Here is a 25,406-nt window from a genome sequence, read left to right as displayed (position 1 = left end):
TGCCACTCACTGCCGAGCGCATTGCTCGAGACACAACGGGGAGCGGCCATGCTAGCAAAATGACGACACAGGACAGCGAGACTGCGGTTGCCGCGAAACGTGCCCTTGCGCCTCCACACTGAATTCATCATGGCCGTCGCTCCCCTTCAGGTGCTGAACGACAGGCTGCGCGCGGTTTGTTTCACGCTCGCTTCGAGACAGCCGAAATGGTGTTTCGTTCACGCGGAGGTTATCGGGCGACCACGACCTTGCCCTCTGGCGTGATTTTGAGTCTGTGCCCGTTGGGGCAAGTGAGATCAGATATTGCACGAGACGCAAAGGCAGCTGCTGCGGCAGAAAGGGTCAGTGTGACCTCACCGCAAATCGGGCACAGAAACTTTTTGTCTGTAGGCGCAGTTGCAGATGCCATCGCCCCCCAAAAAATTACGCCGCCGGGCTCGAAATGATTTGTCCCGGCGGCTGAATTTCAGCTGGTCCGCAATGCCAGCGCATACAAAGATAGAACGAGGACGGGTCGGCAAGTCTTGACCTGGATCAAATTTAGACCCGCCTGCGATGCCAATATCGGAGCTTGACCGGAAAATTAGAGAAGAGGAGCCGGCAGGAAGGGGCAGGGGCGCCGGCTCCTCCGAAACGGTGACCGCAAGACATTCCACAAACCGGTCCCGTCCCTCGGGCCGACCTGCTTGCTGGTTTGCTAACGGACTCACTTGGCCAGCCCAATCGACTGAAAAATCGACATCGTTTTTCGGCGAGCAACCCAGGTCGCCGATTCATGCTCGGCCGGTTTTTCTTGCTGTCGGCTGCGCTATCGACCTAGGCTGCAATCCTCTATTCCAAAGAGGAGATCGGGCGTGGCTACAGGTACCGTTAAGTGGTTCAATCCGGCCAAGGGATTTGGGTTCATCCAACCCGACAACGGCGGCAAAGACGTCTTCGTGCACATTTCAGCCGTTGAGAAAGCGGGACTGAGCAGCCTCAATGAGGGTGCGAAAGTAAGCTACGAAGAGCGCGAAAATCGCGGCAAAACATCCGCCGAAAACCTCAGAGTCGGCTGACACCGCTATCGGGAACAAGTGGCAATGCAGGGAGTCGTACATATGCTCCCGCGATCTCGTTGCCCCCCGACCGGGAGTTTAGTGGCGAGCCTGGCGCTCCCTGCGCCGGGGTCGCTGTTTACGGCGCACCTTGAGCGCGCCGGTGGCGTGTCCAGCATCAAGTGCGCGTGAATTGTAAGACCATTCACATTTGAAAATCGCGAGTCGATCTAACGAACGGGCCAAACCCGGTGTCGGAGAATCGCGATGCCATCATTCAGCAGCAAAAAATGGTCGAGGGCAGCCGCCGCTTCGGTGGCCGGAGTTCTGGTCGTAGCGGTGTTTGCCTTTGCGGTCGTTGCTTATGTGGAGTGGTCATCGAGCACCAATCTGGCCCATTGGGCGTTCACGATCGGAGCCCGCCGTCGTCTGTCATTCCCCAGCATGCGGGCATTGCAACGTTTCCGGTCGTTTCGGTCACGACCGGATGATCGCGGCAGACCCGCGATCAGGCCCGCCTCGTCTCGTCGAGTAACCTTCCTGCGAGCGACGGCGGGCCTCAGCCACGGGAAACTGGCCAAGATACGACCTTTCCGCGAATCCACTATTAGTGGCCCATGGAACCATAATTTAGTCAAGATATTGCGCTAGAAAGAATCTGTTTGAACTAATCTTGCGGAACTTGTGCGCCGCGCCCACCTGAACAAACATTGAACAGTTAATGTGCGGTGGGTGCCGCCAAGGAGTTGCATTAATGAACGTTGCCTATCCGGGGCCGTGGCCCGTTCTCAACGACTACGACGCTCTGTTGATGGATGTGGCCCGTCGCATCCAGTTGTCAAAGACCAAGCACGAGGTGGCCGAGACTAATTTTCGGGCATTGTGCCAGTATGTCGATCGCGAGGGCAGCCCGCTCGAGAATAAGGTCATCGAGTGTTACCCCAGCGGAAGTTTCGCGACAGGTACGGCCATCGCCTCTCGGGTCGCCAAAGACCAGCACGACGTCGACGTTGTTATGGAACTCGATGTCGCGTCCAACACCGCGCCCTCGGCGATCCTTTCGCTCTTGTTCAAGGCCATCAATGGCGAGGAGGGGAGCCGCTATCACGGCAAGGTCACCCAGAACAGCCGTTGCGTCACCGTTGAGTACGACGACGGCACGACTGTCGACCTGATGCCAATCGCGCGCATCGATGGGCCGGAGCGTGCTGGGAACCTCTTCCATCACAAGGCGGAGACTGGCGAATCCTACCACAAGCGGGTGAACCCGTGGGGCTTCGCCAAGCACTTTAACGATCACGTCGATTTCGACCCGGCATTCCACGATCTGTTCAAGGGCCGTCGTATGCTGGTCGAGGGCAAGATCGTCGAGAAGGCCGAGACCCAGCCGATGCCTGAACATGTTCCGATCGAGGAAAAGTCGGCGCGCGTTGTGGCCTTGCAGCTGTTGAAGCGCAACAGGGACATCGTATGGCGCGCGCCTAGCCGGAAGGGTCGCAAGCCGCCAGCCATCGCACTTTCCGCGATGTCGCTGGACGCTGGACCGGTGCATCCGAGCCTTCTCGACGAAGTCATCGCCATTGCAACCTATATCCGCACGCGCCTTTTGGAGACCAACGGGCCGCGCGGCACGGTGCGCGTGGTCAACCCAGCTTACCCGGCCGATGAATTCACCGACCGCTGGCCCGAGAACAAGACCGCGCAAGACCTGTACGATGGCGACCTCCGCCGCCTGATCGTCGACCTCTACAAGCTGCGCAATGAAGATCTCAGCCTTGCGGAACAGCAAGAGGTTCTGAAGCGCCTGTTTGGTGAGACTGCGGCATCCTATGCGATCGTGAGCAAGCTCGAAGCCCAGCGTCACGAGATGGATGCAAATCGCATGCGTCTCACCAACACCGGCAAGGTTGTCGGCATGGCAGCACCGGCTGTGGTCGCTCCGAGCTCAACACCGGCGAAGGCCGCGACGCGTGAAGGCGGAGGCGAGCTTTCGCAGTGACCACGATCGATCAGCAGATTGAGGCCATGGCCGAGTGCTGGCCTGGCTTCAAGGTCGTCGACAAGGGCGAGTCTCACGTTGAGTGGAACGGAACCTTGGCGCCCGACAAGCGCGAGCATCTTGTGCGCGTTCGGCATCGGATTCCGATGGTTCTTGAGGACGTATCGCTTCACGACGCGCAACCACGTGTTCAGGTGCTGAAGCCGCTGCTCGAACGCCATCCCGACTATGAGGAAGGGCCGATCCCCCATGTCTACTGGAGCCGCAGCGACGCCGCCGCGGAGCCGTACTTGTGTCTGTTCAGCCCAACACTGCGCGAGTGGGACATCAACGACCTGATCGCAGACACGACCATTCACTGGGCGGCACAGTGGCTTTACTTCTATGAGGGCTGGCTCGTAACGAAGAAGTGGCGTGGCGGCGGCCGCCATGTCACCCCGAACGACGAGGAAAAGCGTCTTGAGCCAGCCGCCGCGCCGATCTAGCGGAACCCTGCTCGGGCTTCGCGAACCGCTGCCTTGGCCTGAGGGCAAACCGTTCCGCATTCTATCGATCGACGGCGGCGGCATACGCGGCATTCTGCCCGCGACAATGCTGACCGAGATCGAGGCCCGCTACCTCAACGGACGTTGCGTCGGCGACTACTTCGACATGATCACGGGCACTTCGACCGGCGGCATCATCGCATTGGGTCTGTCGATCGGGAAGACCGCTAAGACCATTCTTGACCTCTACATTGAGCATGGCGACAAGATATTCCCGCCTGCGCGGTACAATTTCCTCAATCTCCGCAGAGTGTGGCGATCGATACAAGGCGCGCAACACCATCGCTATGATCCAGCGAAGCTTGAGGGGCCACTCAAGCAGGTCTTCCAATCATTGAAGATAGGGAATGCGGAGCGCAGGCTGTGCATTCCGTCGTTTGACGGCTTTACCGAAGTCAACGTGTTCAAGACGCCTCATCATCGAGACTACAAAATGGACTGGAAGGAAGACATGGTCACGGTCGCGATGGCGACTGCGGCTGCGCCCACCTACTTCCCGGTCTACAAGAATGGGCAACGGATGTTCGCTGATGGCGGGGTTTGGGCAAACAATCCGGTCATGATCGGACTAGTTGATGCGCTCGTTTGCTATCAGCTGCAACGCCGACAGGTCCACATCCTATCTTTGGGAACGGGTGATACCGAGATCAAATTCACCGAAGGGCAGATCATGCACGGCGGCCTTTGGGATTGGAGGAAAATCATCTCGTCGGCGATGCATTTGCAAAGCCAAAACGCGACGGGGCAGGCCGGGCTGTTAATCGGTCGTGATCAACTCATCCGGCTAAATGCCCCGTCGCCAACGGACGGCAAGAAGCCGATCGATCTCGACGACTACGCGCGGGCAAGCGCCGAACTGCCCGGCATCGCGCGCAAGCTCATCGAAGATAATGGCGACGTCATCCGGGATCGATTTCTCCTCGCTCCTGCGGAGCCCTATCCCGCGGTCTACGGTCCGCGCGCTGTTGAGACCTAGACCTGGCCATTCCGGAATACAGGATCACGCGTTAGCGGGGCCTATCCAACGTCCAGCAACGGAGTCCGGACGCGGTTTCCGGGGCTCCCCCTATGTCACACGGCCCCAGTCCCCCGGAACGCCGCTCCAGCCCGCTCCTAGCGCGATTGCGCGGGGGCTCCCATGACGTGTGCGCGCGATGAAATCCCCGATCAGTCTCGCGTTCTGGGAAAACGACAAACGATGAACCCTTATTTTGTGGATAAGAACAGTTTCCTAAGGGCCGGTCGCAGCCTCTTTGTTGCCAAGGATTCGATACCCCCTAGCAATACGCTGCTACGGTCAGGGGACCGAGCTCCGCCGGAACGCCTGCTGGGGACCGCAAGCAGGCGAACAACGACCGAACCTCTTTTGATGTCTGCTCAGCAAGTTTGCAGATTATAGCTCAACTTGCCGCGGTCCGAAGGTTTCGTGTTTCGATCGTAGCGAGCTTAGTTCCCATCCAGCTGACTTAGAAGACAGAACCATATTGAAGATGCGCTGTACGCTCCGGTTCATAAACCCGCGATCTTCCGTGCGAAGTCGCGGACTTGCTCGGCAGTCCATGCCGGCTCGTCGGCATCCATGGTGGCACGATCGCGGGCCCGCGCCGCCATCCAGCGACGGTGCCCGGGGTCGGGATGCTCAGCTTCAAGGGCTTTGATTGCCGCATAGGCCTCAGCACCCGGCACCTCAACGAGCATATTAAATAGCCTGTCGCGCGCCTCTTGGGCATCATCCCGCAAAGTTGGCGAGTAGACCCCCTTATTTGCACGCTCGATATCTTCTGTGACGCGAATAAAGCGGTGCATCAGGAGATAAAGCGCCTTCAGATGCCGGGCGTTGCGATATGCACCAATTCTTGTCCCGGTGCCATGCCGATCGCCGAGAAGACCAACCACGAACTGCTGTGCTAAGGCGGACGCGTCATCAGGCGGCAATTCTTCGAGGGCAGCCTCGAACGACGGAATGGCGGAGTCGGGATCTGTATCGACCCAGAGACTGAACCAGCGTGCTTGTTGTTCACTGAACTCTTTATTCGCGACATTTTCGGCTGCAAGTTCGGCTAGCGTCTCAGCTGGTATGCCGCCGCTCGTCAGGATGTTGATGCAATATCGCAGCCCCTCAGCGCTCGGCATCTTGTTCGCTCGCAACCAGTCGAGAATCAGCGGCGAAGTGTCCGCGTGCAGCCACGGCGCGTGATACCAAATGTCGTGCAATATGTAGTGGAGCGGGTGTTCAGCCACGCTGTGCTCAAGTTCCCAAAGCAACTCTTTTGCCACCGTCTCATGCCCGATCTCCGGAAAGGCACGATACAGCCGCTCAAACCATGCAGGGAAGCCATTGAGCTCGCAAGTAATGTAACGAAACGCCACGCGCGCCTCATCCTGCGATAGTCGCTCAGCAAAGGCGCTGTCTTCGGCAGCTTCAATCGCAAGGCCGGCCATCGCAAAGAGTAACGAATATGGCGTGGAATTGGAATCAGCGCCTTCGGAGCGAAGTTTCGGCCGATAAGCGCGCCAGTGCGCCACCGCGGCATCGCGATAGGCGCGCGCTACAGCTTCTCCAAAATCTGGGACAAGCGACTGCCAGTTCGCCCCATCTTCACGGCTCGTAGAGAGACTACCATTCATGATACTCGCGAGCAGATAATACTGGTCGCGACTAAACTCCCCGGGTTTAAGCCCGACAGGATGAAGAATACGATCGGGATCGGCCCTTAGCGCCCGCACCCAGTCGGCCCGATTCCTCTTTTCCTTGCGTTCCCGCCTTTCATGCCGTCGCTTCCAACGCTGATGTTCGGCGTTTATTTTCTCCATCTCAGGCGACGGCTTGGGATCCAGCCGCGCTTCAAGCATTGCCGTGAGTTTCTCGCTATCGGCAACCGCCGCTCGAAGTGGCGCGAGCCACGCCGCCGGTCGATCCGCCTCGACATAGAGAAGAACGCACCGAGAGATAGCAACAGACCGATCATCGCCTCCCTTCGTGCGCGCCCACTCCAGACAACGCTCGAAGTCTTCAGGCCCGAAGCTCCAGAAATGGCCAAAGACGGCAACTTGCCAGTCATCGACCAGCGGTTGACCCTTGCGTTCCAGCCTGACCCGCGCATCGGAAACACTGGTCCAGTAGAGGAGATCGTTGAGATAGCGCCAGCGCGGCACGTTCTTGGAGAGCGCGTCTTTGTAATCGTTGACATCGCCGCCACACCAAAACCGGAGTGCTGTCACATTACGCATGACCGCAATCGCCGCTTGTGTATACGCCTGGGCAGAGCGAGCGGCCACAAGCCGATCGACCGCATGAAGCGCGGGCGGCATGATCCAGGCGAATTCTTCCGAGACATGGCACTCGCCGCGCTCAATGAAAGGCTCCCGCTGGAGGAAGTTGTTTAGACCCTCAACTAAACGTCCTAACGGATGGTGCTCCGCTTCGTCCGACATGATGGGAAGGCGCTCGATGAACAAATGGAGCGCGCGATCAACCCCGCTAGTGCTGAACCGCTCGAAAGGCGCAGTATGCTCAAGCATGCGAAGCACCAACTCAACGCCGTGAGTCGTCGGAGGGGTCCAATCAAAAAGCTCGGCGAGTATGGCATGATCGAGCAGGTCAGCACTGTCGGCGATCCTTTTCCACACTCGCTCCTTCTGATCGGCCTCGCCAACCGCCATCACGCCTCTGATCGCAGCGATGCGTGCATACAGTCCACGTGATGAATCGCAAGCGATTGCAGCGAGGACAGGCGCGCAGTTCACCATGTCACCCTGCCACACCAGTCGGCCGAGAAAGAAGATAACATCGTCATTCGTGCCGTAGGTGTTGAGAAGCGCAAGCGCGTCGTTCGTCAGGTCGGGTGTCGCAATGCGCTCGATCGCGCCGTTGTCCATGATGCTCATTGTTTGTCTTCCTTCGCGATCCTCACGACGATGTCGTGCAGCATAGAGCGACGCACCTCGAGTGGGAGCCGGGAAGGATCGCCTCCTTCGGTCGCAATCTCAGGCGACAACGCCAGTGCCTTATCGCGCACCGCCTGGTCCAGGAGAATCAGCCAGGTCAGGGTCGGCCGTGTGCGCGGGACGATGATATCTTCTCCGTAGCTATGGCGGAAGAATAGACGCTCAACTTGCTCGCGACTTTCTGGCTCACTGAGAAGGTCGCCGGCCCACTCCGCAGCAAGCAGTTCGCGGATTTCGCGATGGCGGAAGCGTACGCTTGTATAGACGATGTCGTCGAACAACCCGGTACGTAGTAAGGCGTCGATTTCCGGGTCACTCCAGCCGGACAAAACCATTCGCGGATCGAGCCGATCCGAACTATGAGCGCCATTAGGCAAACAAATCACGGCCTTACCCGTTAGCATCACCGCGCCAGCCAGCAGACGGACACCATCGCGCGCCTTCGCCGTGTCAACCCGTACCGGTGCGGGCGCCGCTTTGGCGGACTGCAGCTGAAGACCGATCATCCGCTGGAGAACATCGAAGCGGCTGCCGAGTTTACGGTCTGCGATCCAGACGCCAATAAGTGCCTTTAGATCGAAGGGCCGTTCAGCGAGCGTCAACAGGTTCCCACGCTTAACAGCGTTGACAAAGTCACCAACGTCGCCGACGCCGTAGTGACCCGCGAACAATGCGATTTCGTTCTCAGAAAGTCCGGCAAGCCAGAACAGCTTGAGCATCTCGTCGCGTTTGCCGCTGGCCTCGCTTTCTTCAGCTTGTTCGGGTTCGCCATAGGGAAGATGCTGTTCGATCAGCGTCTGGTCTGGAAGCGCGCGCCAAGCATCCGCGCGGCTGGTGATGAAGACGTGTGTCCGCTCAAGCGCATCGTGGATCCGTGCACCAAACACACGCACTGCATTTTCCAGCGCACGTGGAGTTTCGATTTGAGCTTCGTCGACCGAATCGAGGAAGAACCACGCCTCTTCGGTTGAACTAAGCCAAGCGCCGAACTCTTCCGAAGTGCCAACCTCGAGTGCCTTATCGAAGCTCGAGTCGATTCTCTCGATTCGAATGAAGAATGCTTTCTTGCCGCGCTCCCGCATTTTGCACGCGCGGCTTTTCGCTTCGAACGTTTTGCCTGCACCTGGATCGGCGACGATCAGGACGCGATGCTCTTCTTCGATCTCGTGCCATCGTTGCGAACGACCCGACTCAGGCATCAGGGTGTCCCATTCCCGGTAACGGGCGGACATCGGGGTGAATCGCCGGATAAGCTCGACGACTTTCTCGGTCATGATCGCGATCCAGCGTTGGTTGGATAGAGGTTAGGAAACCAACGCTCAGCAACGTCGGCGGGGAAGGCCAAACGTAAGGGCGCGCGATGGGTTGCGGCCGTAAGCATGCCGCGATCCACCAACGCCGCAGTAACGTTGCGCGCGGTCCGCTCTTCAAAGCCTGTGAGTGTCGGAATTCTGGAGCGCTCGACTTCGCCGCTCATCACCGCCTCCCGTAACACCGAGAAGCTTCCCCGCTGCAAGCGCTTGGTTCGGATTTCTTCCTCAATGTGGATTTCCATTCGCGTCAGCAGCGTGGCGGGTTCCAGTAGGCCGCTCATGAACCGAATCTGATCGACCGATTGCTCAAGAAAGAATTTGCAGAATTCGATGAGCCCGCGTTGTGTGAGGTTGCCCCTGCCGTCACGGTCACCCTCGCGCGGACCGTCGGCTTGTGCGAGTAGTGCCTTGTAGCGTGTTTCGTCACGGGCAAGGCCGCGAGCGACCGACCACAGGCTCGTACCTATTCCGAGCCGCTTGAACAGAGCATGCGACATTAACCTCGCCACGCGGCCATTGCCGTCGAGGAAGGGGTGGATCCACAGGAAGCGATGATGAGCGGCGCCTACAGTCTGAATCTGGCGCGTCTTGCTTAGCGCCGGCGATCCATAGGCGGTGTCAAACCGCGCCATAAAGCGCGCGAGCTGGTCGTGTTCGGGCGGCACATGTCGTCCAACCTGGACATCACGCTTGCGCCATTCGCCGGGAACAATTTCGAGGCGTTCACCGGTCGTGTTATTGGTGACGAACAGCATCTCCGGGGGCAGACGTGAACAAAATTCCTCGTGCAGCCACGCTGCGTAGGCTGCCGAGGCTGGCCACGCATCAGGATCGCTGCCAGTATCGATCAGTTTCTGAACGTGAATATGGGCGACTGCCTCCTTTTGCAGGTCGCGCTTCTTCGGTTCGGAAGAAAAATCGTTCGCCAAGGCCCGCTCGATATCGCGCGGATGAGTGTCATGGCCTTCGATTAGGTTCGAATAATAGCAGTTCATCGATCGCACGAGGTCGCCGATTGACTCGCGTAGGATCGGATGAATACGGCCGGCGAGCTGGTTCGCTTCTGCCACCAGCGGAAGGACGTCGTCCTCGAGCGCCCGCGACGCCTCGTCCGGGACCATCGGTTCCATGCTGCCAATATCCATGTTGCCAGCATACCGGAATTTATGCCAGTTTCAAGTGCAGTCAATTTATTGAATATATTATGGTTATTCGGATTATATAAAGGAATATTCCGGTTCTTGTGCCGGTTTCAATGCCGGTTGCTTGCCGTGCATCATGCTGTTCTGCACCGCCTTGGCCTACCCTTCGGCACACCGCGCCACATGGTTGATGCAAGCAGGCGCTCCCATGTGGGAAGCGACTGGTTTTCTTGGTATGAGCGAGAAAACGCTGCGGGAAACGTACGGCCATCATCACCCGGACTACTTGCGCGGGGCAGCGAACGCGGTGGGTACGCGTCGGGCACCACGTAAGAACGTAGTATTGGTTGAGCGATTGGTTGGCGGGAAATCTGAGCCGGCGAAAGTCCCGCAGCCCGTTGAGATCATTGGTGGGCCCGGCAGGAACCAGACCGTTATGAGCGGCCAATTCTAACCATTGAAGCCATAGGCGGGAGGGAAGGTACTCGCTGCCAGTCCAGACATAGGTGGCGCCGAGTCCAGCCTGGGTGGCACAAGTCCAAACTTACGTGGCGTCCTACAGTTCGGAAGTGCCGCACCCGACACGATTCGTACGTGTGGCCTTCGCTTTCGGAGGGCGACGCTCTATCCAGCTGAGCTACGGGTGCTTACTGCTTACGCTGTGCTTACGCAGATTTCGCGCATGAGTTAACCCCAACACGCAGCCCTCGCAAGCCTTTGCATTACAATACTTTTTCTTAATCACTTTTCGCACCAGCTGCCTTGACACTTCGGAGAGCAACGGGCGGCCTACGCTGCCAATCGCGGAATGGCCCGTTCGACTAATCGCAAGAATCGGTGGTTGCGGGCCACGGTAACCACCGATTCTTGCGTAACCCCGATCCCTGGAACAGACGTTCCATTTCGCCGGGATCGGGTGTTGCGTGTCCCCGATTTGAACCTATCGATCGATGGCCATTTAGTCGCAGTTGACCCCGTAAAGTCCGAGTAGCGCGTGTTCGGATATCAGGCAGTGCACTATGATCGTGCGACGAATGCCAACTTTCAGTCGGATAAGCCCAGTGGTGCGACCAGTAAGTCATTGATTGTTCTCAACCCGGGGCTGACTCTTAATCAGCGGGTCCCAGGTTCGAGCCCTGGTGCGCCCACCAAAGGAAAATCCTTATTTTCCAGGACCTTCGCGGAGTGGTCGCCGAGAACAAATGGGTCTCGCGCGACGGTCCTTGTTGAAGGACTGTTCGCGGAGCGCCGTCTTCAGGATCTTGCCGGCGGCAAGGCCGGCGATTGCCCAGGTCGCGGTGTTGTTAGTGAACACGAGGCGACGCTTGAAACCACTCCGTCCGATGCGCGCCCGGGGCTTCGTCGCACAACCAGGCTTCAACAACGGAGCGCAGATGCTCCACAGCGCGACCGAGAGCGCGGCGAAGCGCCGAGGATCAGAAACATCGGCCCGCATCCCAATTGCTGTGCGATCCAGCCGTCGATCCCTGCTGACATGAGATTGTTACACAGCCTGCCTATCGTCCCCGCCCGACCATGACAGGCTTGTAGAGGCGAGGAGCCGAGTTGACCCCGGATGCGCGAGCGTCGAGCGCTCGGCTGTGCCGTGCTCTGATGTTCGGCGTCTGTCTTGTCCTGGCGCCGCCGGACGTGTCGGCACAGGAGGCGCAGATCGACTTTGATATCACAGTCCAGCCGTTGGCGGCCGCGCTCGAGCAGTATGGTGCCGTGGCTGGCCGGAACGTCCTCTACAACAGCAACCTGACGGCCGGACTGCACTCCAGCGCCGTGCGCGGGCCCATGACCGCGGACGCAGCGCTTGCGCGTCTGCTTGCGGGTAGCGGTCTGTCGGCGCGTGTGCTCGGAGAGACGTCGTTCGTGCTTTATCCCGCACCGGCCACGGCGCAGGCGGCGCTGCCGGTTCCGGTGAATCATTATTATGCGCGGCTGCAGACCGGCCTTCGGGCCGCGCTGTGTGCGGAAGCCGATGCACGGCCGGGCCATTATCGGATCGCGCTGCAGTTCTGGATCGATCCGGCCGGCAATTTGGAGCGATTCGCGCGGCTGGGCTCGGCGGGCAGCGCCACGGTCGATGCGGGCATCGATCACGCGCTACGCCGGATGCAGGTCGACGCGCCGCCGCCGGCGGGCCTTGCCCAGCCGGTTACTCTGGTGGTCGTCCCGCAGGGACCTGGCACGACGATGGCCTGTAATGGTTCTCCGGCGCGTCGCGCCAGCGCGGCACCATGACCGAGGCGTCCCTGACGCTGATAAGACGCCTGCTGGTCGAGCGCTATGATGAACTCAAGCGACGGCTGGCAAGACGGCTCGGATCGGCCGAGCTGGCGGGCGAGGCGCTGCAGGACGCCTGGCTGCGCATCGCCCGGGTGGATTCGGTCGGTGTCGTCCGCGATCCCGGCAGCTATATTTTTGGCGTCGCCATGAACGCGGCGCGTGATCGCCAACGCAATACCGATAGCCGCACCCTGAGCGCAGCCGAGGTCGATGGACTGCTCGAGATCGCCGATGGCGCGCCAGATCCGGAGCAGGTGACGCGCGCGCGTTCGGATCTGCGCGGGCTGGAAGCCATCCTGCACGAGCTGCCGCCGCGCCGCCGCGCGATTCTGCTGGCGGCGCGGCTCGACCAGATGCCGCGGCAGGAGATAGCCCGCCGCTTCGGTATTTCCCTGCGCCTGGTTGAGCTAGAGCTGCAGCGGGCGCAAGAATATTGTCTGATGCGGCGTGATCGGAGCGGCGGATAGCATGCGGTTCCGCCCGTCTGGAAACGTCTTCTTGAGAGTGGTGGCAAAAGCCGCCGCATCTCTGCGTAGGTGGGCACGGGGCGGACGCCGACCATGAGCGCGATGGATAAGGACGACATGGAATTTGATCCGCTCAAGCGGGAAGCGGTGGGCTGGGTCCGGCATCTCACCTCCGGACAGGCCACCGCGGCTGACGCCGAGGCGCTGCGGCGCTGGTGTGCCCAGAGCGCAGACCATGGCGCCGCTTTCGCCGCCGCGAGCCGCCTGTGGCGAGACCTTGCGCCGGCCGGCCGCAATGTGCGGGCGGCAATGATGACCGGACAGTTGCCGAGCGCTTCGCGCCCGCTCAATCGCCGTGCGTTGCTTGGCGGCGGGCTCGCGACCGCGGCCGCGGCGGCGAGCGTCTATGCGCTTGCGCGGCCGCCGCTCGGTCTGTGGCCGTCCTGGTCGGAGTTCGCGGCCGACTACCGGACCGGCACCGGCGAGCAGCGCCACGTGGCGTTGCCGGGCGATGTTTCGATCCAGATGAACGTGCAGACCAGCATTGCGCTTCGGCCCGCCGATCCCGGCGCGGCACGGATCGAGTTGCTCTCCGGCGAGGCGGCGTTCGCCACGTCCGGGCGCAGCTTTGGCGTACGCGCGGCCGACCGATGGATTCTCGCCGACAAGGCGCAGTTCGACGTGCGCTATGTGCCGGCTGGCGGCGAGCAGCCGGTCTGCGTGACCTGCCTCAAGGGCGAGCTGCAGGTCCAGGGTGGTGCCCAGGCGATCGCCATGAAGGAGGGGCAGCAACTGCGCTACGACGCGCGCGGGGAGACACTTGCCGCTGCAGATATCGAAGCCGCCTCTGCCTGGCAGCGCGGCTTCCTGCTGTTTCGCTTCACGCCGCTATCCGATGCGGTCGAGGAGATCAACCGCTACCGGCCTGGCCGCATCTTCATCGTCAATGCCGCGATCGCACGGTTGCCCGTCAGTGGCCGCTTTCGGATCGATCGGATGGACGAGGTCCTGACCCAGATCCAGCAGGCGTTCGATGCGCGTGTGCGGTTGCTGCCTGGCGGGATTGTGCTGCTGAGCTGAGCGCGATCTGACGATCTTCCGGCCGCTCTGCGGCGACACGAAACTTTCACAAAAGTCCCTTGCGGTTTTCGGCGTGGCTTCCCGTCACGCTGGTGTGACCTCTGCGGTGTTCGCTGGAAGGACGTGTCATGCCGGTTCGAATTCAAGCCACCCATCATCCCCGTGCACGCGGCGAATTGGCCGCCAGTGCGCCGTTGCGGGCGTCGCGCCGGGTGTCTCGCGGCGGGTTGATGGCCGGCACCAGCCTGGTGACATTGTTGCTCGCTGCGTATCCTGCGAGTGCGAGACCGATGAGCGGCGCCTGGACGGTCGCGGCGCCGCGTTACGCGGCCGATGCCGCGAGCGCTGCGGCCCAGCAGGCGGCAGACGCGGCTGCCCAAAGCTCAGGTTCATTGGCGCGGGCGGCGCAGGCGATCCAGGCCATGCAGGCGGCACAGGCGGCCGCGCGCAGCGCCGCACAGGCCTCGGGCACGTCGCGGACGCTGCCGCAGCTGGTGGTGCCCGATGGTCTGGCGCCGGGTGGGCTCCAGGTTGCGCCGGGCGCCGCGCCCGGATCGAGCCTCTGGTCGGGCGCCAATCTTCCGACCCAGGTGAGCGTCAACGGACGCACCAGCGTCGGCATCACCCAGACCGCGCCGCAGGCAATCCTCAACTGGCAGAGCTTCAATGTCGGCGCCCGGACCGACGTCGTCTTCAACCAGCAGGGCAACAGCAACTGGGTCGCGCTCAATCGCGTGATCGGCAATGTCGGGCCGAGCCAGATCCTCGGCAACATCAAGGCTGACGGCAAGGTGCTTCTGATCAACCAGAGCGGCATCATTTTCGGCGGCGCAAGCCAGATCAATGTTGGCTCGCTGGTGGCGTCGACACTCAATATCACCGATCAGCAATTCAAGACCGCCTTGCTCAATCGCTCGCCGTTCGACAATGCAGGCAACCTGCAGGCGCCGATCTTCGCCAGCAGCGGCGGCCCGACCGGCAACATCATCGTCGAGGCTGGTGCCGTGATCGTCACGGCAGCGCCCGCATCCGTCACCACGGGAGGCGGGAACGTCTTCCTGTTCGGCGCCAATGTGCAGAACAGCGGCAGCATCGTCACGCCAGGCGGCCAGGCTGCGCTCGCCGCCGGCACGTCGGTTTATGTCACGACAAGCGGCAGCACGAGCCAGCAGGGCCTGATGTTGAATGTGCTCAATGGCGGCACGGTCAGCAACACCGGCCTCATCGCGGCGCCGACCGGAAACGTCACGCTGGTCGGCATGAATCTGCAGCAGTCCGGCGTGCTGGTGGCGACCACCTCGGTCAACCAGGCCGGTTCGATCCTGTTGTCCGCGCAGCAGGGACTGGAGGGGATGTTCGGCTACGACAGCACCTCGCACTACGCGGTGTCGACGCAGACCGGTGCGGTGCAACTCGCGCGTGGCAGCCTCACCGCGGTACTTCCCGAGGAAGACGGTCTGACCGCGATGGACACCCAGCCGCAGGCCCAGTCGCGGATTACGGTCGAGGGCGGCTTCGTCAACATGCAGCCGGGCGCTGCGATCATCGCGCCGTCCGGACGCGTTGCGCTTGAAGCATCGAGCTACGGAGACCAGCTCTATCTGCAGGACAATCCCTCCGCCAAGATCAACACGAACTACAACCGCGACGGGGCGCGGGTTTTTGTCGACGCAGGTTCCCTGATCGACGTTTCGGGGCTGCAGGGCGTGCCGGTCGCGGCGTCAAGCGATGTGGTGCAGGTGAACGTGCGCGCCAACGAGCTGCGCGACTCGCCATTGCAACGCGGCGGCATCCTGTCCAGCAAGAACGTGTGGGTGAACGTGCACGATCTCGACCCTGTGGCGTCGGATCGGGTCTACACCGCAAGCGGGCTGCTCGAGGTGTCGGGATGGCTCGGGCAGGTCGCGCGTCCGATCGACCAGCGCCTGACCACGGGCGGTTCGGTGATCGCCTACTCCACGGGCGATGCCATCCTGCGACCTGGTGCGCTGATCGATATTGCCGGCGGCTCGCTCGCGCATCAGGCCGGCTATGTGCCGGTCACCTGGCTGGTCGGTTCGGACGGCAGGATCTACAGCGCAAATCAGGCCCCTGCCGACCTGACCTATACCTCGATCGGGGTCGGCTTCACGGTCAATCACGCTCACTGGAATGTCACCGAATTTTACGCCAATCCACTGATCCCCAGTCAGGTGTACCAGCCCGCCTATCTCGAAGGACGCGCCGCCGGCGCCCTGACCGTGATTGCGAGCGCAGCAGAGGTCGATGCCTCGGTTGTTGCGGCGACAACCAACGGGCCCTATCAGCGGTCCGCCAACACGCTTCCGGCCGGCGCCGCGCTCACCGTCGCGGCGTCCGATGCGAGCATCATCGCGCCGTCAGTTGCGCCGCCGGATCTCGCGAGTGTGACGTCGCCGCTGCCGCCGTCCTGGCAGCAGACCGTCTATCTGTCGGCCGATCTGCTCAACCAGGCGAACTATGGCAGCATCACCATCAATGCGCGCGGCGGTGTGATCGATCCGGTCAGCGGTACGGTATCTCCCGCCATCAGCATCGTGGGCGGCGCCAAGCTTCAGGTTGCCGCCGGCGGCTCGATCACCTTGAACTCGAACGTCGCCTTCGCTGGCGGGGGAATTTCGATCGACGGCCAACTGGTGGCGCGTGCCGGCTCGGTAACCGTCAACGCGGCGCTGCAGGGAACGACTGTCTTCACCGGCGACATCGAACTGCATCCGGGCAGTGTGATCGATACGCGCGGCCTGTGGGTCAACGATCGCACCGGCGGCAGCGATACCCCGCCTGCGCTCTACAACGGCGGCAACGTCAAGCTGATCGCCTACGGCAGCGTTCGGATCGATGACGGGGCGGTGATCGACGCGTCGAGCGGCGGCTGGATGCAGAGCACGGGCCGGATCAAGACCAGCAACGGCCTGCCGGTCGGAACGGGTGGCAACATCACGCTGATCGCCGACGGCTTCGGAGCGACGCTGCACAATTCGACCACGGTCGCGCAGACCTATCCGGGCCGGGTCTATCTCGACGGTGTGCTGCGGTCCTACGGCTTCACCCGTGGCGGCATGCTCGGCATCGCCACGCCCGTGATCCAGATCGGCGGAGACGCCATCCTTCCGCTGCGCACGATCAGCAGCATCAACGCCGACGGCACCAGCAACCTCACGCCGGTCGATCCCGCCAGCGTGATGCGGCTGTCGCCGGGCTTCATTGCCAGCGGCGGCTTCAGCCAGTACGCCCTCTACAGCTACCAGAACCTGACGGTCGCAGGCGGCACCGATCTCGAGCTGCATGGGGTCAATCTGGTTCCGAATCCGCAGGCTTTTTCGGCACCGACCGGCAGCGATGTCGCTGATGTCGCGACGGTGCAGATGCTACCCTCGTATCTGCGGCCGGCGCCGGTCAACCTCGTCCTCAGCGCGATCGACGCCTTCAACGGCAATCTCGACGTTCAGCGGGGCGCCCTGATCAATGCCGATCCCCAGGCGACGATATCTCTGCACGCACGCCATCAACTGACGGTCGACGGCACGATCAGTGCGCCCGCCGGAACCATCAATCTCGATCTGATCGGCACGACCGGAACCTGGGTCGCGGTCGGATCGCCGGTTGGCGTGCCGCCCAACAACGGGCCGTCCTATGCTGCCACGCAGACGCTCTGGATCGGAGCGGACGCCCGGTTGCTGGCGCCCGGCCTCGTCACATCGACGCTGGATGCATCCGGGCACCCGGTCAACACTGTGCTCGGCGGCGGTCAGGTCAACATCAATCAGGACGCTCAGCCCTCGCTCTACTACCCCTATTCGGCCACCCAGCCTTATGGTGAGCAACCGCTCGGTGTCGTCGCGGCGCAAGCCGGAGCGATCATTGATGTGTCGGGGACGTCGGGAACGATACTCCAGGTCGCTGGTCGATCCGGTCTGATCCAGACACAAGTTGCGACCCCGGGCGGCAGCATCGCGATCCGGGCATCGCTCGGTCTGCTGTTCGACGCCACCATGAAGGCGCAGGCCGGTGGGGCCGGCGCTGTGGGCGGCAGCCTGACGATCGATCAGGTGATCGGGAGCAATGTCGCTGATAACACCGGGGTCTCGAAGTTCGTGCAGCCGGTCTTCCAGACGATCGTGAGCCAGGCGGCGCCGCTGATGACGACTGGTCTGTCGCAGGGGCAGGCGGTCCCAGGCAGCTTGCTCGGAGATATCTTCATCGGCGCCGATCAGATCTCCAGCGGCGGCTTCGCGTCGGTGTCGCTCGGCGCAGTCGATGCCCTGGTGTTCAACGGCAACGTCAACCTTGCCGCGGCGCGCAGCCTGACCATCAACGCCAGCAACATCAGCGCGACGCCGGGCGCGACCGTCCGGCTCAGCGCGCCCTATGTCGACATCGGCGGCGGTCAGCGCAACATCAATGAATATTCCAGCAGCAGCTACGTCCCTCTCGGCAGCTACAGCGCGGTGCCCATGGCCGGTACGGCGCGCCTCGCGGTCGATGCCGACCTGATCGACATCGAGGGCACGCTGCGCAGCGGTGCGAGCTACAGTTATGTCACCAGCTTCATCGATTTCAGCACGCCGGTTCGGCAGGCGGTGTCGCTGCCTGGCTTCGCCAGCATGTCGTTCAACAGCCTGGGCGACATCCGCCTGGTGCCGGTATCGAGGACTTCACCCTCTTACGGCCTCAAGCCGACCACGCTGGCAACGGCCGGTGACGTGACGTTCACGGGGACGGAAATCTACCCGATCAGCAGCGCGCCGGTCAGCAATGCATACGCAAGCAATGCGAGCAGTGTGTTCCTGATCCAGGCGACCGGGCCCAACGGCGTGGTCAGCTTTGCCAGCAACGGCCAGGTGCCCTACATGCCGCTGTCAGCGGGCGGAGCCGTGCAGATCATCGCCCCGACCATCAATCAGGGTGGCGCCCTGTTGGCGCCGCTCGGGCAGATCACCTTCGGAGACCCGAACAATCCCGCCAGCACGCGCGCGATCAACCTGCTCCCGGGAAGCATCACGTCGGTGTCGGCGGCCGGCACGCTGATCCCGTATGGCGCGCCGCTCGGCAACACCGACTGGATCTACGGCTACGACAATAGCGGCACGCCGAACACGATCAGCGCGCCATCGGCCAAGACGATCTCGTTCTACGGCCGGGCGTTGACGGTTTCGGGTGCGTCCGGTGGGGCCGCCACTGCGCGCATCGACGAGTCCGGCGGCGGCGATCTCTATGGCGCGCAGTTCGTCAGCGGCGCTGGCGGGTCGGTCGATACGCTCGACGGCACCCAGACGTTCGCGGTCCTGCCGAGCCTCGGCAATCACTATGCGCCGCGCGATCCGCAGATGCAGCTCAGCGATCCGGCGCAGACGACGTCAGCGCCAGTTGCGCTGCAGGTCGGTCAGCAAGTCTATCTGAGCGGAATTCCGGGGCTGCCGGCTGGCAGCTATACCTTGCTGCCGGGGCACTACGCGTTGTTGCCCGGCGCTTACAAGGTCACCGTGGCGGACAATCAGACCTCCGCCACCGGGCTTCGGAACTTTGCACTGCGTGACGGCTCCTACCGTGTGATCGGCTACGGCGAGGTCGCCAATACGGGCTTCCGCGATTCGCTGCCCTCGGCCTACATCGTCACGCCGGGAGCGGTCGTCCGCCGGCAGTCGCAATATGCCGAAACCACGGCCAATCAGTTCTATGCGGCAAAGGCAGCTGCAAGCGGCATCGCGGCGCCCTATCTGCCGCTCGATGCGGGACAACTTGTCATCAGTGCGACCAACAGCCTGTCGTTGCCGGTCACCGGCGGGTTCGGCGACTTCACGGCTCCGGCGGGCGGCCGCGGCGGGCAGGCCGATATCGTGGCTTCGAATCTCGAAATCCTTGCGCCGGGGGGCACCGCAGCGCCGGGCATGACCGGGCTGCAGGCCAGTGCGCTCGACAGCATCGGCGCGCAGAGCATTCTGATCGGCGGTACGCGCAACCTGAACGGCAACGTGCTGACCATCACGCCGGCGGCGCAGCAGCTCCAGATCGACAGTGGGGCGGTGCTGACCGCACCCGAAATCATGCTGACGGCGAGCAAGGCGATCACGATCGGCGCCGGTGCGCAGATCGACACGACCTCGTTCGGCGCGATCTCCACCCTGTTCCCGAGCGATCCGAACACCGGCAAGACCCTGGGATCGATCGCGCTCGCGCGTGTCGGCGGAGGGGGGGCGGGCGCATTCGTGCTGGCGTCCAACGCACCAGTGCTGCCGGTCACGTTGCCGACCGGGAGCGGCGGCGCGAGCAAGCTGAGCATCGGCGCGGGTGCGCAAATCTTTGGCGGCAGCGTACTGGCGTTGAGCGCCTCGAACACGATCAGCATGGATCCCTCCGCCCGCCTTGCCGCGCCGACCGTCATGGTCAGCGTGCCGGTGATCAATTTCGGCACCGGAGGCGCCTCGGGCTTCAACCTGAGCGCCGGCCTGCTCGCGCAGCTGTCCGAAGGTGATCCGCTGCGTCATCTGCCGGCGACCGGCACTCTGATGCTGTCGGCGTCCACGGCGATCAACGTCTACGGCTCGGTCGATCTCGGTGATCTGGATCCGGCGACCGGCCAGCCCCTGCTCGCCGGGCTGACGTTGAGCGCGCCCGTGGTCAATGGATTTGGTGCCGCCACAGACAGCGTCAGGCTCCGCGCCGACACGATCACGCTGAACGGCGGCGCAACGGGCGCCGCTGCGACGGGAATCGGGCAAGGCGCCTTCGAGATCGATGCGACGCAGCTGACGCTGGGCGGCGGCGGCAATCTTGCCTTCGGTGGCTTCAACACCGTCACGCTGTCGGCGTCCGAGCGGGTGATCGGCGGCGTCGCCTATGCGGGCCCGATCGCTGCGGGGACGATGCAAAAAATCGGCACGGTGTCCTACGCCCCCGGCCAGGTGATGCCGGGCACCTTCAGCGTCAGCGGTGGTCTGACGATCGCGGCACCCCTGGTGACGGCGCAGGCCGGCGCGCTGACACAGCTCGTCGCCAATGCCGGCACGGTCAGCTTCGCCGCGCGGCCGGGCGGCGCCGTGCAGCCGGGCTTTAACTCCAACGGCGCGACGCTCTCGGTCTCGGCGCAGAGCATCGTCCAGGGCACCACCATCGACCTGCCATCCGGCGCGATCACCTTCACCGCGCAGAACGGCATCACGCTCCAGGCCGGGTCGGTCACCAATGTTGCCGGCGCGGTGACGCCGTTCTTCGACGTGGTGCGGATTGCGCCGGCCGGCGGCGTCACGCTGCAGACCGTGAACGGCGATGTCGCCGTTGCTTCCGGAGCGGTGGTCGATCTGCGCGGCGGCCGGCTCGGCTCGGTGACGCTGCCGATGCTCAATGTCGTGGATTCCGACCAGGGTAGCAACGCGGGGACGCTCACCATCGTCGCGCCGAACGGGACCGCCCATCTCGACGGGCAGCTGCTGGCGAGTGCCGATCCGCGCTACGCCGGCGGCAAGGCGGTCCTCATGCTCAAGTCGGGTGACGCTGGTGCGCTGCTCGGCAGCATCGCGGGGTTCTCGGGCGAGCAGGCGCTGACGCTGGCGACCGGCGACATCAATGTCGGCAACATCACCGCGCGCAACGTCGAGCTGGTCGCGAGCAGCGGCAGCATCACCGTTGCCGGCCTGATCGATGCGAGCGGCGGCAGCGATGCGACCATCCGCCTGATCGCCGGCAACAATCTGGAGCTGGGCGCGCAGGCGACGCTCAATGCCGGCACCACCGCGGCCAAGGGCGGTACGGTGTTTCTCGGTCTGGCCGGCAACAGCTCGGGTATGCTGACGTTCGACGCCGGCTCCGCGATCAATGTCGCGGGAAGCGGTCCTCAAATCGTAGATAATGGTGGCATCATCAGCAACAATGGCGGTCAGGTGTGGCTGCGGACACCGCGGACGGCGCCGGACAGTCACGGCTCCACTGGCGTACGGATCGGCAACAACGGGGTCCGTGTCGCCGGCGCGCGCGAGATCGTTGTCGAGGCGGTCAAGGTCTATGACGTCACCGGCACGCCCTATGTCGACGCCAATCTGGCGACGTCCGATGCCGACGCACAGGCCTTCATCGCCGCGGCCACGATCAAGACGGGCATCGGCACGCTGACTGGTACCTCCGTCACCGCCTTCCACCTGATGCCTGGCATCGAGCTACGCAGCAGCGGCGACCTCCAGCTGCTGCAAAATCCGTCCAGCGCCAATTCCGGAATCGATCTGCACACCTACCGCTACAACGGTGAGCCGATGGTGCTGACGTTGCGTGCGGCCGGAAACCTGCTGATCAATGGTAGCATCAGTGACGGCTTTGCCGCGCCGGTCAGCTCGCCGGACGGCAGCATCTTCGCCATCGCGGCGCCGCTGCCGGCGGGCTCCGGATCAGCGACGCTGCGGCTGGTAGCTGGCGCGGATCTCGCCGGTGCCGATCCGCTGGCGGTCGTGCCGGCCGTGCTGCGTCCCGCGGCCACGGCGGCCAATCCCGAGCCAGGCTCGATCGTGTTCGCGGCACCCTACCTGATTGACGCCAATGTCAATGACAGCGGCATCGTCGTCCAGATTCCGAGCGTGGTCCGCACCGGCGCGCGCGACCTCGAGCTCGCTGCGGCGGGAAATATCGACATCCAGACCGCGTTCGGCATTTATACCGCGGGGGAGCCCGTAACGCCGAATTTCACGCCGGCACAGCGCGCCCTGATCATGTCTGCCTACACGTACACCTACGACAACTATCTCGGATATACTTACGATGCGGACTTTAATCTGAAGGCGTACGACTCGCTGTATCCCCTCGCATTCAACGCCAGCTATTCGAGCGGCGGCGGCAATCTCACGGTCAAGGCGCATGGCAGCCTGATCGGCGCGGATACGAGCAATAATGGTGTGAAGAGCTACGCGGCCTCTGCGCCCGACACCTATTGGCTATGGACCGAACCGGCGGCTGCCAGTCCGACTTGGTTCATTAACTTCGGCACCTACTATCAACCCTATCTCGATTACGCGAGCGATTCGTTTCCATCAGTGGCCGCGTTCAAGGGGCTCGGTGCGTTGGGAGGTGGTAACGTCCGGGTCGCAGTCGATGGTGACCTGAAGGCCGTCGACATCAGCCTGCCGACCACCGGCGGTTTGACCGGCAGCGGTGCGTTGTCGGTGTACGGCGGCGGCAATCTCTCGCTGATCGTCGGGGGCGGTATCAACTACGCCAATCTGCTGGTCGGGCGGGGGACGGCCGACATTCAGGCCGGCGAGGTCGGGATGGCGCCGCTGGACACTTCTTCTCTGACAATCGCGCGCGTGGATCTGCTGATCGGCGACGCTCAGTTCAACGTGGTGTCCCGCCGGGGAATCAACGCGATCGTCGGCGATCCGACACGGATGACGCAGCAACCCGATCCATCGAGCAGCGGCGGCTATCATGTCCCGGCCGGTCTGGAGGGAAATGGGCCGCCCACATTTTACTACACCCCGGCAGCGCCCTATGGCTTCTTCACCAGCATGACCGCTGGCAGCGCCCTGACCGAATTCACGGCCGGCTGCGACATCACGGTGCATGGTGATTTTGCGCCACCGATCTTCGAATTGGCCGCGGCCGGTGGCTCGATCCGCGCCGGCGAAATTACGCAAAGCGGCACGAATTTCCATTATCTGGCTGCACTGGCTGCGCCGACGGCCCGCCTCGATCTGCTGGCTCAGCAGGACATCGTCGGCTTTGGCGTCAGCATGACGGCGGCCGATCTGCTGTCTCAGGTCAACGGCGCATCGGCGCCGGCAGGCAGTGACTATGCGAGCACATTCTTCAATCCGTCTCCCTACGATATGTTTGGTGGCCCGCTGTCGCTGCCTTCGAACCTGGTGCAGTTCAACAATCCGCATACCGTGCATGTCTATGCGGTCCAGGGAAGCCTGACCAAGCTCGCGCTGGCGACATCGGAGCGCGCGCAGGTGCGCGCCGGCCTCGATATCGTCCAGCCGATCATCAATATCGAGAACGCCGGGCTCGGCGACGTCTCGCTGGTGCAGGCCGGGCGCGACATCGTCAGCTGCCAGCCGTGCAGCCTGGCCTACCCGGACTTCTTCAACATTCGTGTGGAGGGGCCGGGCTCACTATCGGTCCTCGCAGGTCGCGACATCGTTGCGCAGATGGGCGCGTATCACTCGCAGGGGCTTGGCATCACGTCGGTCGGCAACGCCGACAATCCGTTGCTGCCCGCGACGGGTGCCTCGATCGGCATCGCGGTCGGCACCGGTGCCAACGGTCCCGATAACGCGGCCTTCATCAACCTCTATTTCGATCCGCGGAACACGGATGCGACGACGCAAGGCTATCTGGCGCAACTCACCAGCTACATGAGCGGGATCGAGGGCATCACCCTCAGCCGCGACCAGGCGCTGGCCGATTTCCGCAACCTCGCCCCGGCCGCACAATTGCCGTTCATCGAGCAGGTGTATTTCGCCGAGCTCAGGGCGGGCGGCGAAGCCGCTGCCACTGGTCATGGTGCAGGCGGCAAGGGTTACGATCGGGCCTACCGGGCGATCCAGACCCTGTTCCCGGGCAGCGTGATCGGTGGCACCACCACGGCCTATGCCGGCAGCCTTTCGCTGTTCCAGCTCGCACGCATCCGCACCGAGCAGGGTGGCAGCATCAACATCCTGGCGCCCGGCGGCGGCGTGTCGCTCGGCATCGAAAACCAGACGCCCGACCTGACCGGGCAGACCGACACCGCGCGCCCCGGCCTGCTGACGCTCGAAGGCGGCGACATCAAACTCTTCACCGATCGGAGCGTCGTGGTGGCGCAGTCGCGCGTCTTCACCGAACTCGGCGGCGACATCCTGATGTTCTCGACCAACGGCGACCTCAACGCCGGCAAGGGCAAGCAGACCTCGATCGTGACATCGCCGCCTTTGGTGGTCTACGATCAGTACGGCGGCGCGACCAAAACGCCGAACACGCCGCAAACCGGCGCCGGCATCGCAACCCTGATTGGCGTGCCCGGCGTTCCCCCTGGTAACGTCGACCTGTTCGCGCCGCACGGCACGATCGATGCCGGCGAGGCCGGCATCCGCGTGTCGGGTAATCTCACCCTCCAAGCGCTGCAGGTACTCAACATCGCCAATATCCAGGTGCAGGGCACGTCGGTCGGCGTGCCGGTGGTGCAGGGGCCGCCGGTGGGCGCGTTGACCGCGGCGAACAACACCGCGGGCGCGGCCCAGCAACCGACCGCGGCGGCACCGGCAGCCAATACCGGACAGCCCTCGGTCATTATTGTCGAAGTGCTCGGCTATGGCGGAGGCGACGGCACGCCGGAGCCCGGCGACAATGACCAGCGCCGCGGCGGCAGCGAGCGGCAGAGCTATGATCCGAACAGCATGTTTCGCGTGGTCGGCAGCGGTGCGCTGACGGCTGAGCAGGCGCAGCAGCTGACCGATGACGAAAGGCAGCGCCTCTCGTCGCGGTAGCGACAACGGATGCGCAGGGCCGTGGCGCAGGTTCGCGATGTAGCGGACCTGCGACTCAGGCAGCCGCGTGCGCGGTCGCGCGCTGCCGACAACTCCGCCGCTACGACTGTGA

11 protein-coding genes and 1 tRNA gene are annotated in these 25,406 nt (G+C 62.9%); 8 read left to right on the top strand and 4 right to left on the bottom strand.

The window, feature by feature from the left end; genetic code table 11:
* Positions 1–854 precede the first annotated feature (854 nt).
* The 4 genes from ACOIX3_RS28460 to ACOIX3_RS28445 all read left to right on the top strand — a co-directional run bounded on the left by ACOIX3_RS28460 (position 855) and on the right by ACOIX3_RS28445 (position 4,557).
* Positions 855–1,058, top strand: coding sequence for a cold-shock protein (locus ACOIX3_RS28460; protein ID WP_420965303.1), 204 nt, complete (start codon positions 855–857; stop codon positions 1,056–1,058).
* 733 nt (positions 1,059–1,791) lie between these two features.
* Positions 1,792–3,036 carry a nucleotidyltransferase gene (locus tag ACOIX3_RS28455; protein ID WP_420965302.1) on the top strand — a complete coding sequence of 415 codons (1,245 nt, stop codon included), beginning with the start codon at positions 1,792–1,794 and terminating at the stop codon, positions 3,034–3,036.
* Positions 3,033–3,521 (top strand): hypothetical protein, encoded by a 489-nt coding sequence (locus tag ACOIX3_RS28450; RefSeq protein WP_420965301.1) that lies wholly within the window; start codon positions 3,033–3,035, stop codon positions 3,519–3,521. Before ACOIX3_RS28455 ends, ACOIX3_RS28450 begins: the two co-directional genes overlap by 4 nt.
* Positions 3,496–4,557 (top strand): CBASS cGAMP-activated phospholipase, encoded by a 1,062-nt coding sequence (locus ACOIX3_RS28445; protein WP_420965300.1) that lies wholly within the window; start codon positions 3,496–3,498, stop codon positions 4,555–4,557. The genes ACOIX3_RS28450 and ACOIX3_RS28445 overlap by 26 nt, the downstream gene beginning before the upstream one ends.
* 533 nt (positions 4,558–5,090) lie before the next feature.
* Here ACOIX3_RS28445 and ACOIX3_RS28440 read toward each other — a convergent pair.
* The 4 genes from ACOIX3_RS28440 to ACOIX3_RS28425 form a co-directional block, all read right to left on the bottom strand.
* Positions 5,091–7,469: a hypothetical protein gene (locus ACOIX3_RS28440; RefSeq protein ID WP_420965299.1), complete on the bottom strand. Its 2,379-nt coding sequence runs from the start codon at positions 7,467–7,469 to the stop codon at positions 5,091–5,093.
* Positions 7,466–8,803: a hypothetical protein gene (locus tag ACOIX3_RS28435; protein ID WP_420965298.1), complete on the bottom strand. Its 1,338-nt coding sequence runs from the start codon at positions 8,801–8,803 to the stop codon at positions 7,466–7,468. Before ACOIX3_RS28435 ends, ACOIX3_RS28440 begins: the two co-directional genes overlap by 4 nt.
* Positions 8,800–9,972: a Fic family protein gene (locus tag ACOIX3_RS28430; RefSeq protein ID WP_420965297.1), complete on the bottom strand. Its 1,173-nt coding sequence runs from the start codon at positions 9,970–9,972 to the stop codon at positions 8,800–8,802. Before ACOIX3_RS28430 ends, ACOIX3_RS28435 begins: the two co-directional genes overlap by 4 nt.
* A 585-nt stretch (positions 9,973–10,557) precedes the next feature.
* Positions 10,558–10,631 (bottom strand) — tRNA-Arg (locus tag ACOIX3_RS28425).
* A 919-nt stretch (positions 10,632–11,550) separates the two neighbouring features.
* Between ACOIX3_RS28425 and ACOIX3_RS28420 the strand changes: the two genes are divergently transcribed.
* The 4 genes from ACOIX3_RS28420 (at position 11,551) to ACOIX3_RS28405 (ending at position 25,294) form a co-directional block, all read left to right on the top strand.
* Positions 11,551–12,234: a secretin and TonB N-terminal domain-containing protein gene (locus ACOIX3_RS28420; RefSeq protein ID WP_420965296.1), complete on the top strand. Its 684-nt coding sequence runs from the start codon at positions 11,551–11,553 to the stop codon at positions 12,232–12,234.
* Entirely contained in the window at positions 12,231–12,746 is a 516-nt protein-coding gene (locus tag ACOIX3_RS28415) for an RNA polymerase sigma factor (RefSeq protein ID WP_420965295.1), read from the top strand. Before ACOIX3_RS28420 ends, ACOIX3_RS28415 begins: the two co-directional genes overlap by 4 nt.
* A gap of 93 nt (positions 12,747–12,839) precedes the next feature.
* The gene (locus ACOIX3_RS28410) at positions 12,840–13,826 is read left to right on the top strand and encodes a FecR family protein (RefSeq protein WP_420965294.1); all 987 of its coding nucleotides are present in this window, start codon (positions 12,840–12,842) and stop codon (positions 13,824–13,826) included.
* A 128-nt stretch (positions 13,827–13,954) separates the two neighbouring features.
* A complete protein-coding gene (locus tag ACOIX3_RS28405; RefSeq protein ID WP_420965293.1) occupies positions 13,955–25,294 on the top strand; it encodes a filamentous haemagglutinin family protein in 11,340 nt (3,779 codons plus the stop codon).
* Positions 25,295–25,406 lie beyond the last annotated feature (112 nt).

Origin of the sequence: Bradyrhizobium sp. B120, from assembly GCF_049075665.1 — a bacterium.
In the GTDB taxonomy this organism is placed as follows: domain Bacteria; phylum Pseudomonadota; class Alphaproteobacteria; order Rhizobiales; family Xanthobacteraceae; genus Bradyrhizobium.
Note: the sequence above shows the minus strand (reverse complement) of the source record. Positions and strands in the feature narration are given on the sequence as shown.

Bases quoted from the DNA above. Each gene is read 5' to 3' on its own strand.
- ACOIX3_RS28440 (WP_420965299.1), bottom strand. From the start codon at position 7,469: ATGAGCATCATGGACAACGGCGCGATCGAGCGCATTGCGACACCCGAC.
- ACOIX3_RS28435 (WP_420965298.1), bottom strand. From the start codon at position 8,803: ATGACCGAGAAAGTCGTCGAGCTTATCCGGCGATTCACCCCGATGTCC.
- ACOIX3_RS28405 (WP_420965293.1), top strand. From the start codon at position 13,955: ATGCCGGTTCGAATTCAAGCCACCCATCATCCCCGTGCACGCGGCGAA.
- ACOIX3_RS28410 (WP_420965294.1), top strand. From the start codon at position 12,840: ATGAGCGCGATGGATAAGGACGACATGGAATTTGATCCGCTCAAGCGG.
- ACOIX3_RS28415 (WP_420965295.1), top strand. From the start codon at position 12,231: ATGACCGAGGCGTCCCTGACGCTGATAAGACGCCTGCTGGTCGAGCGC.
- ACOIX3_RS28430 (WP_420965297.1), bottom strand. From the start codon at position 9,972: ATGGAACCGATGGTCCCGGACGAGGCGTCGCGGGCGCTCGAGGACGAC.
- ACOIX3_RS28455 (WP_420965302.1), top strand. From the start codon at position 1,792: ATGAACGTTGCCTATCCGGGGCCGTGGCCCGTTCTCAACGACTACGAC.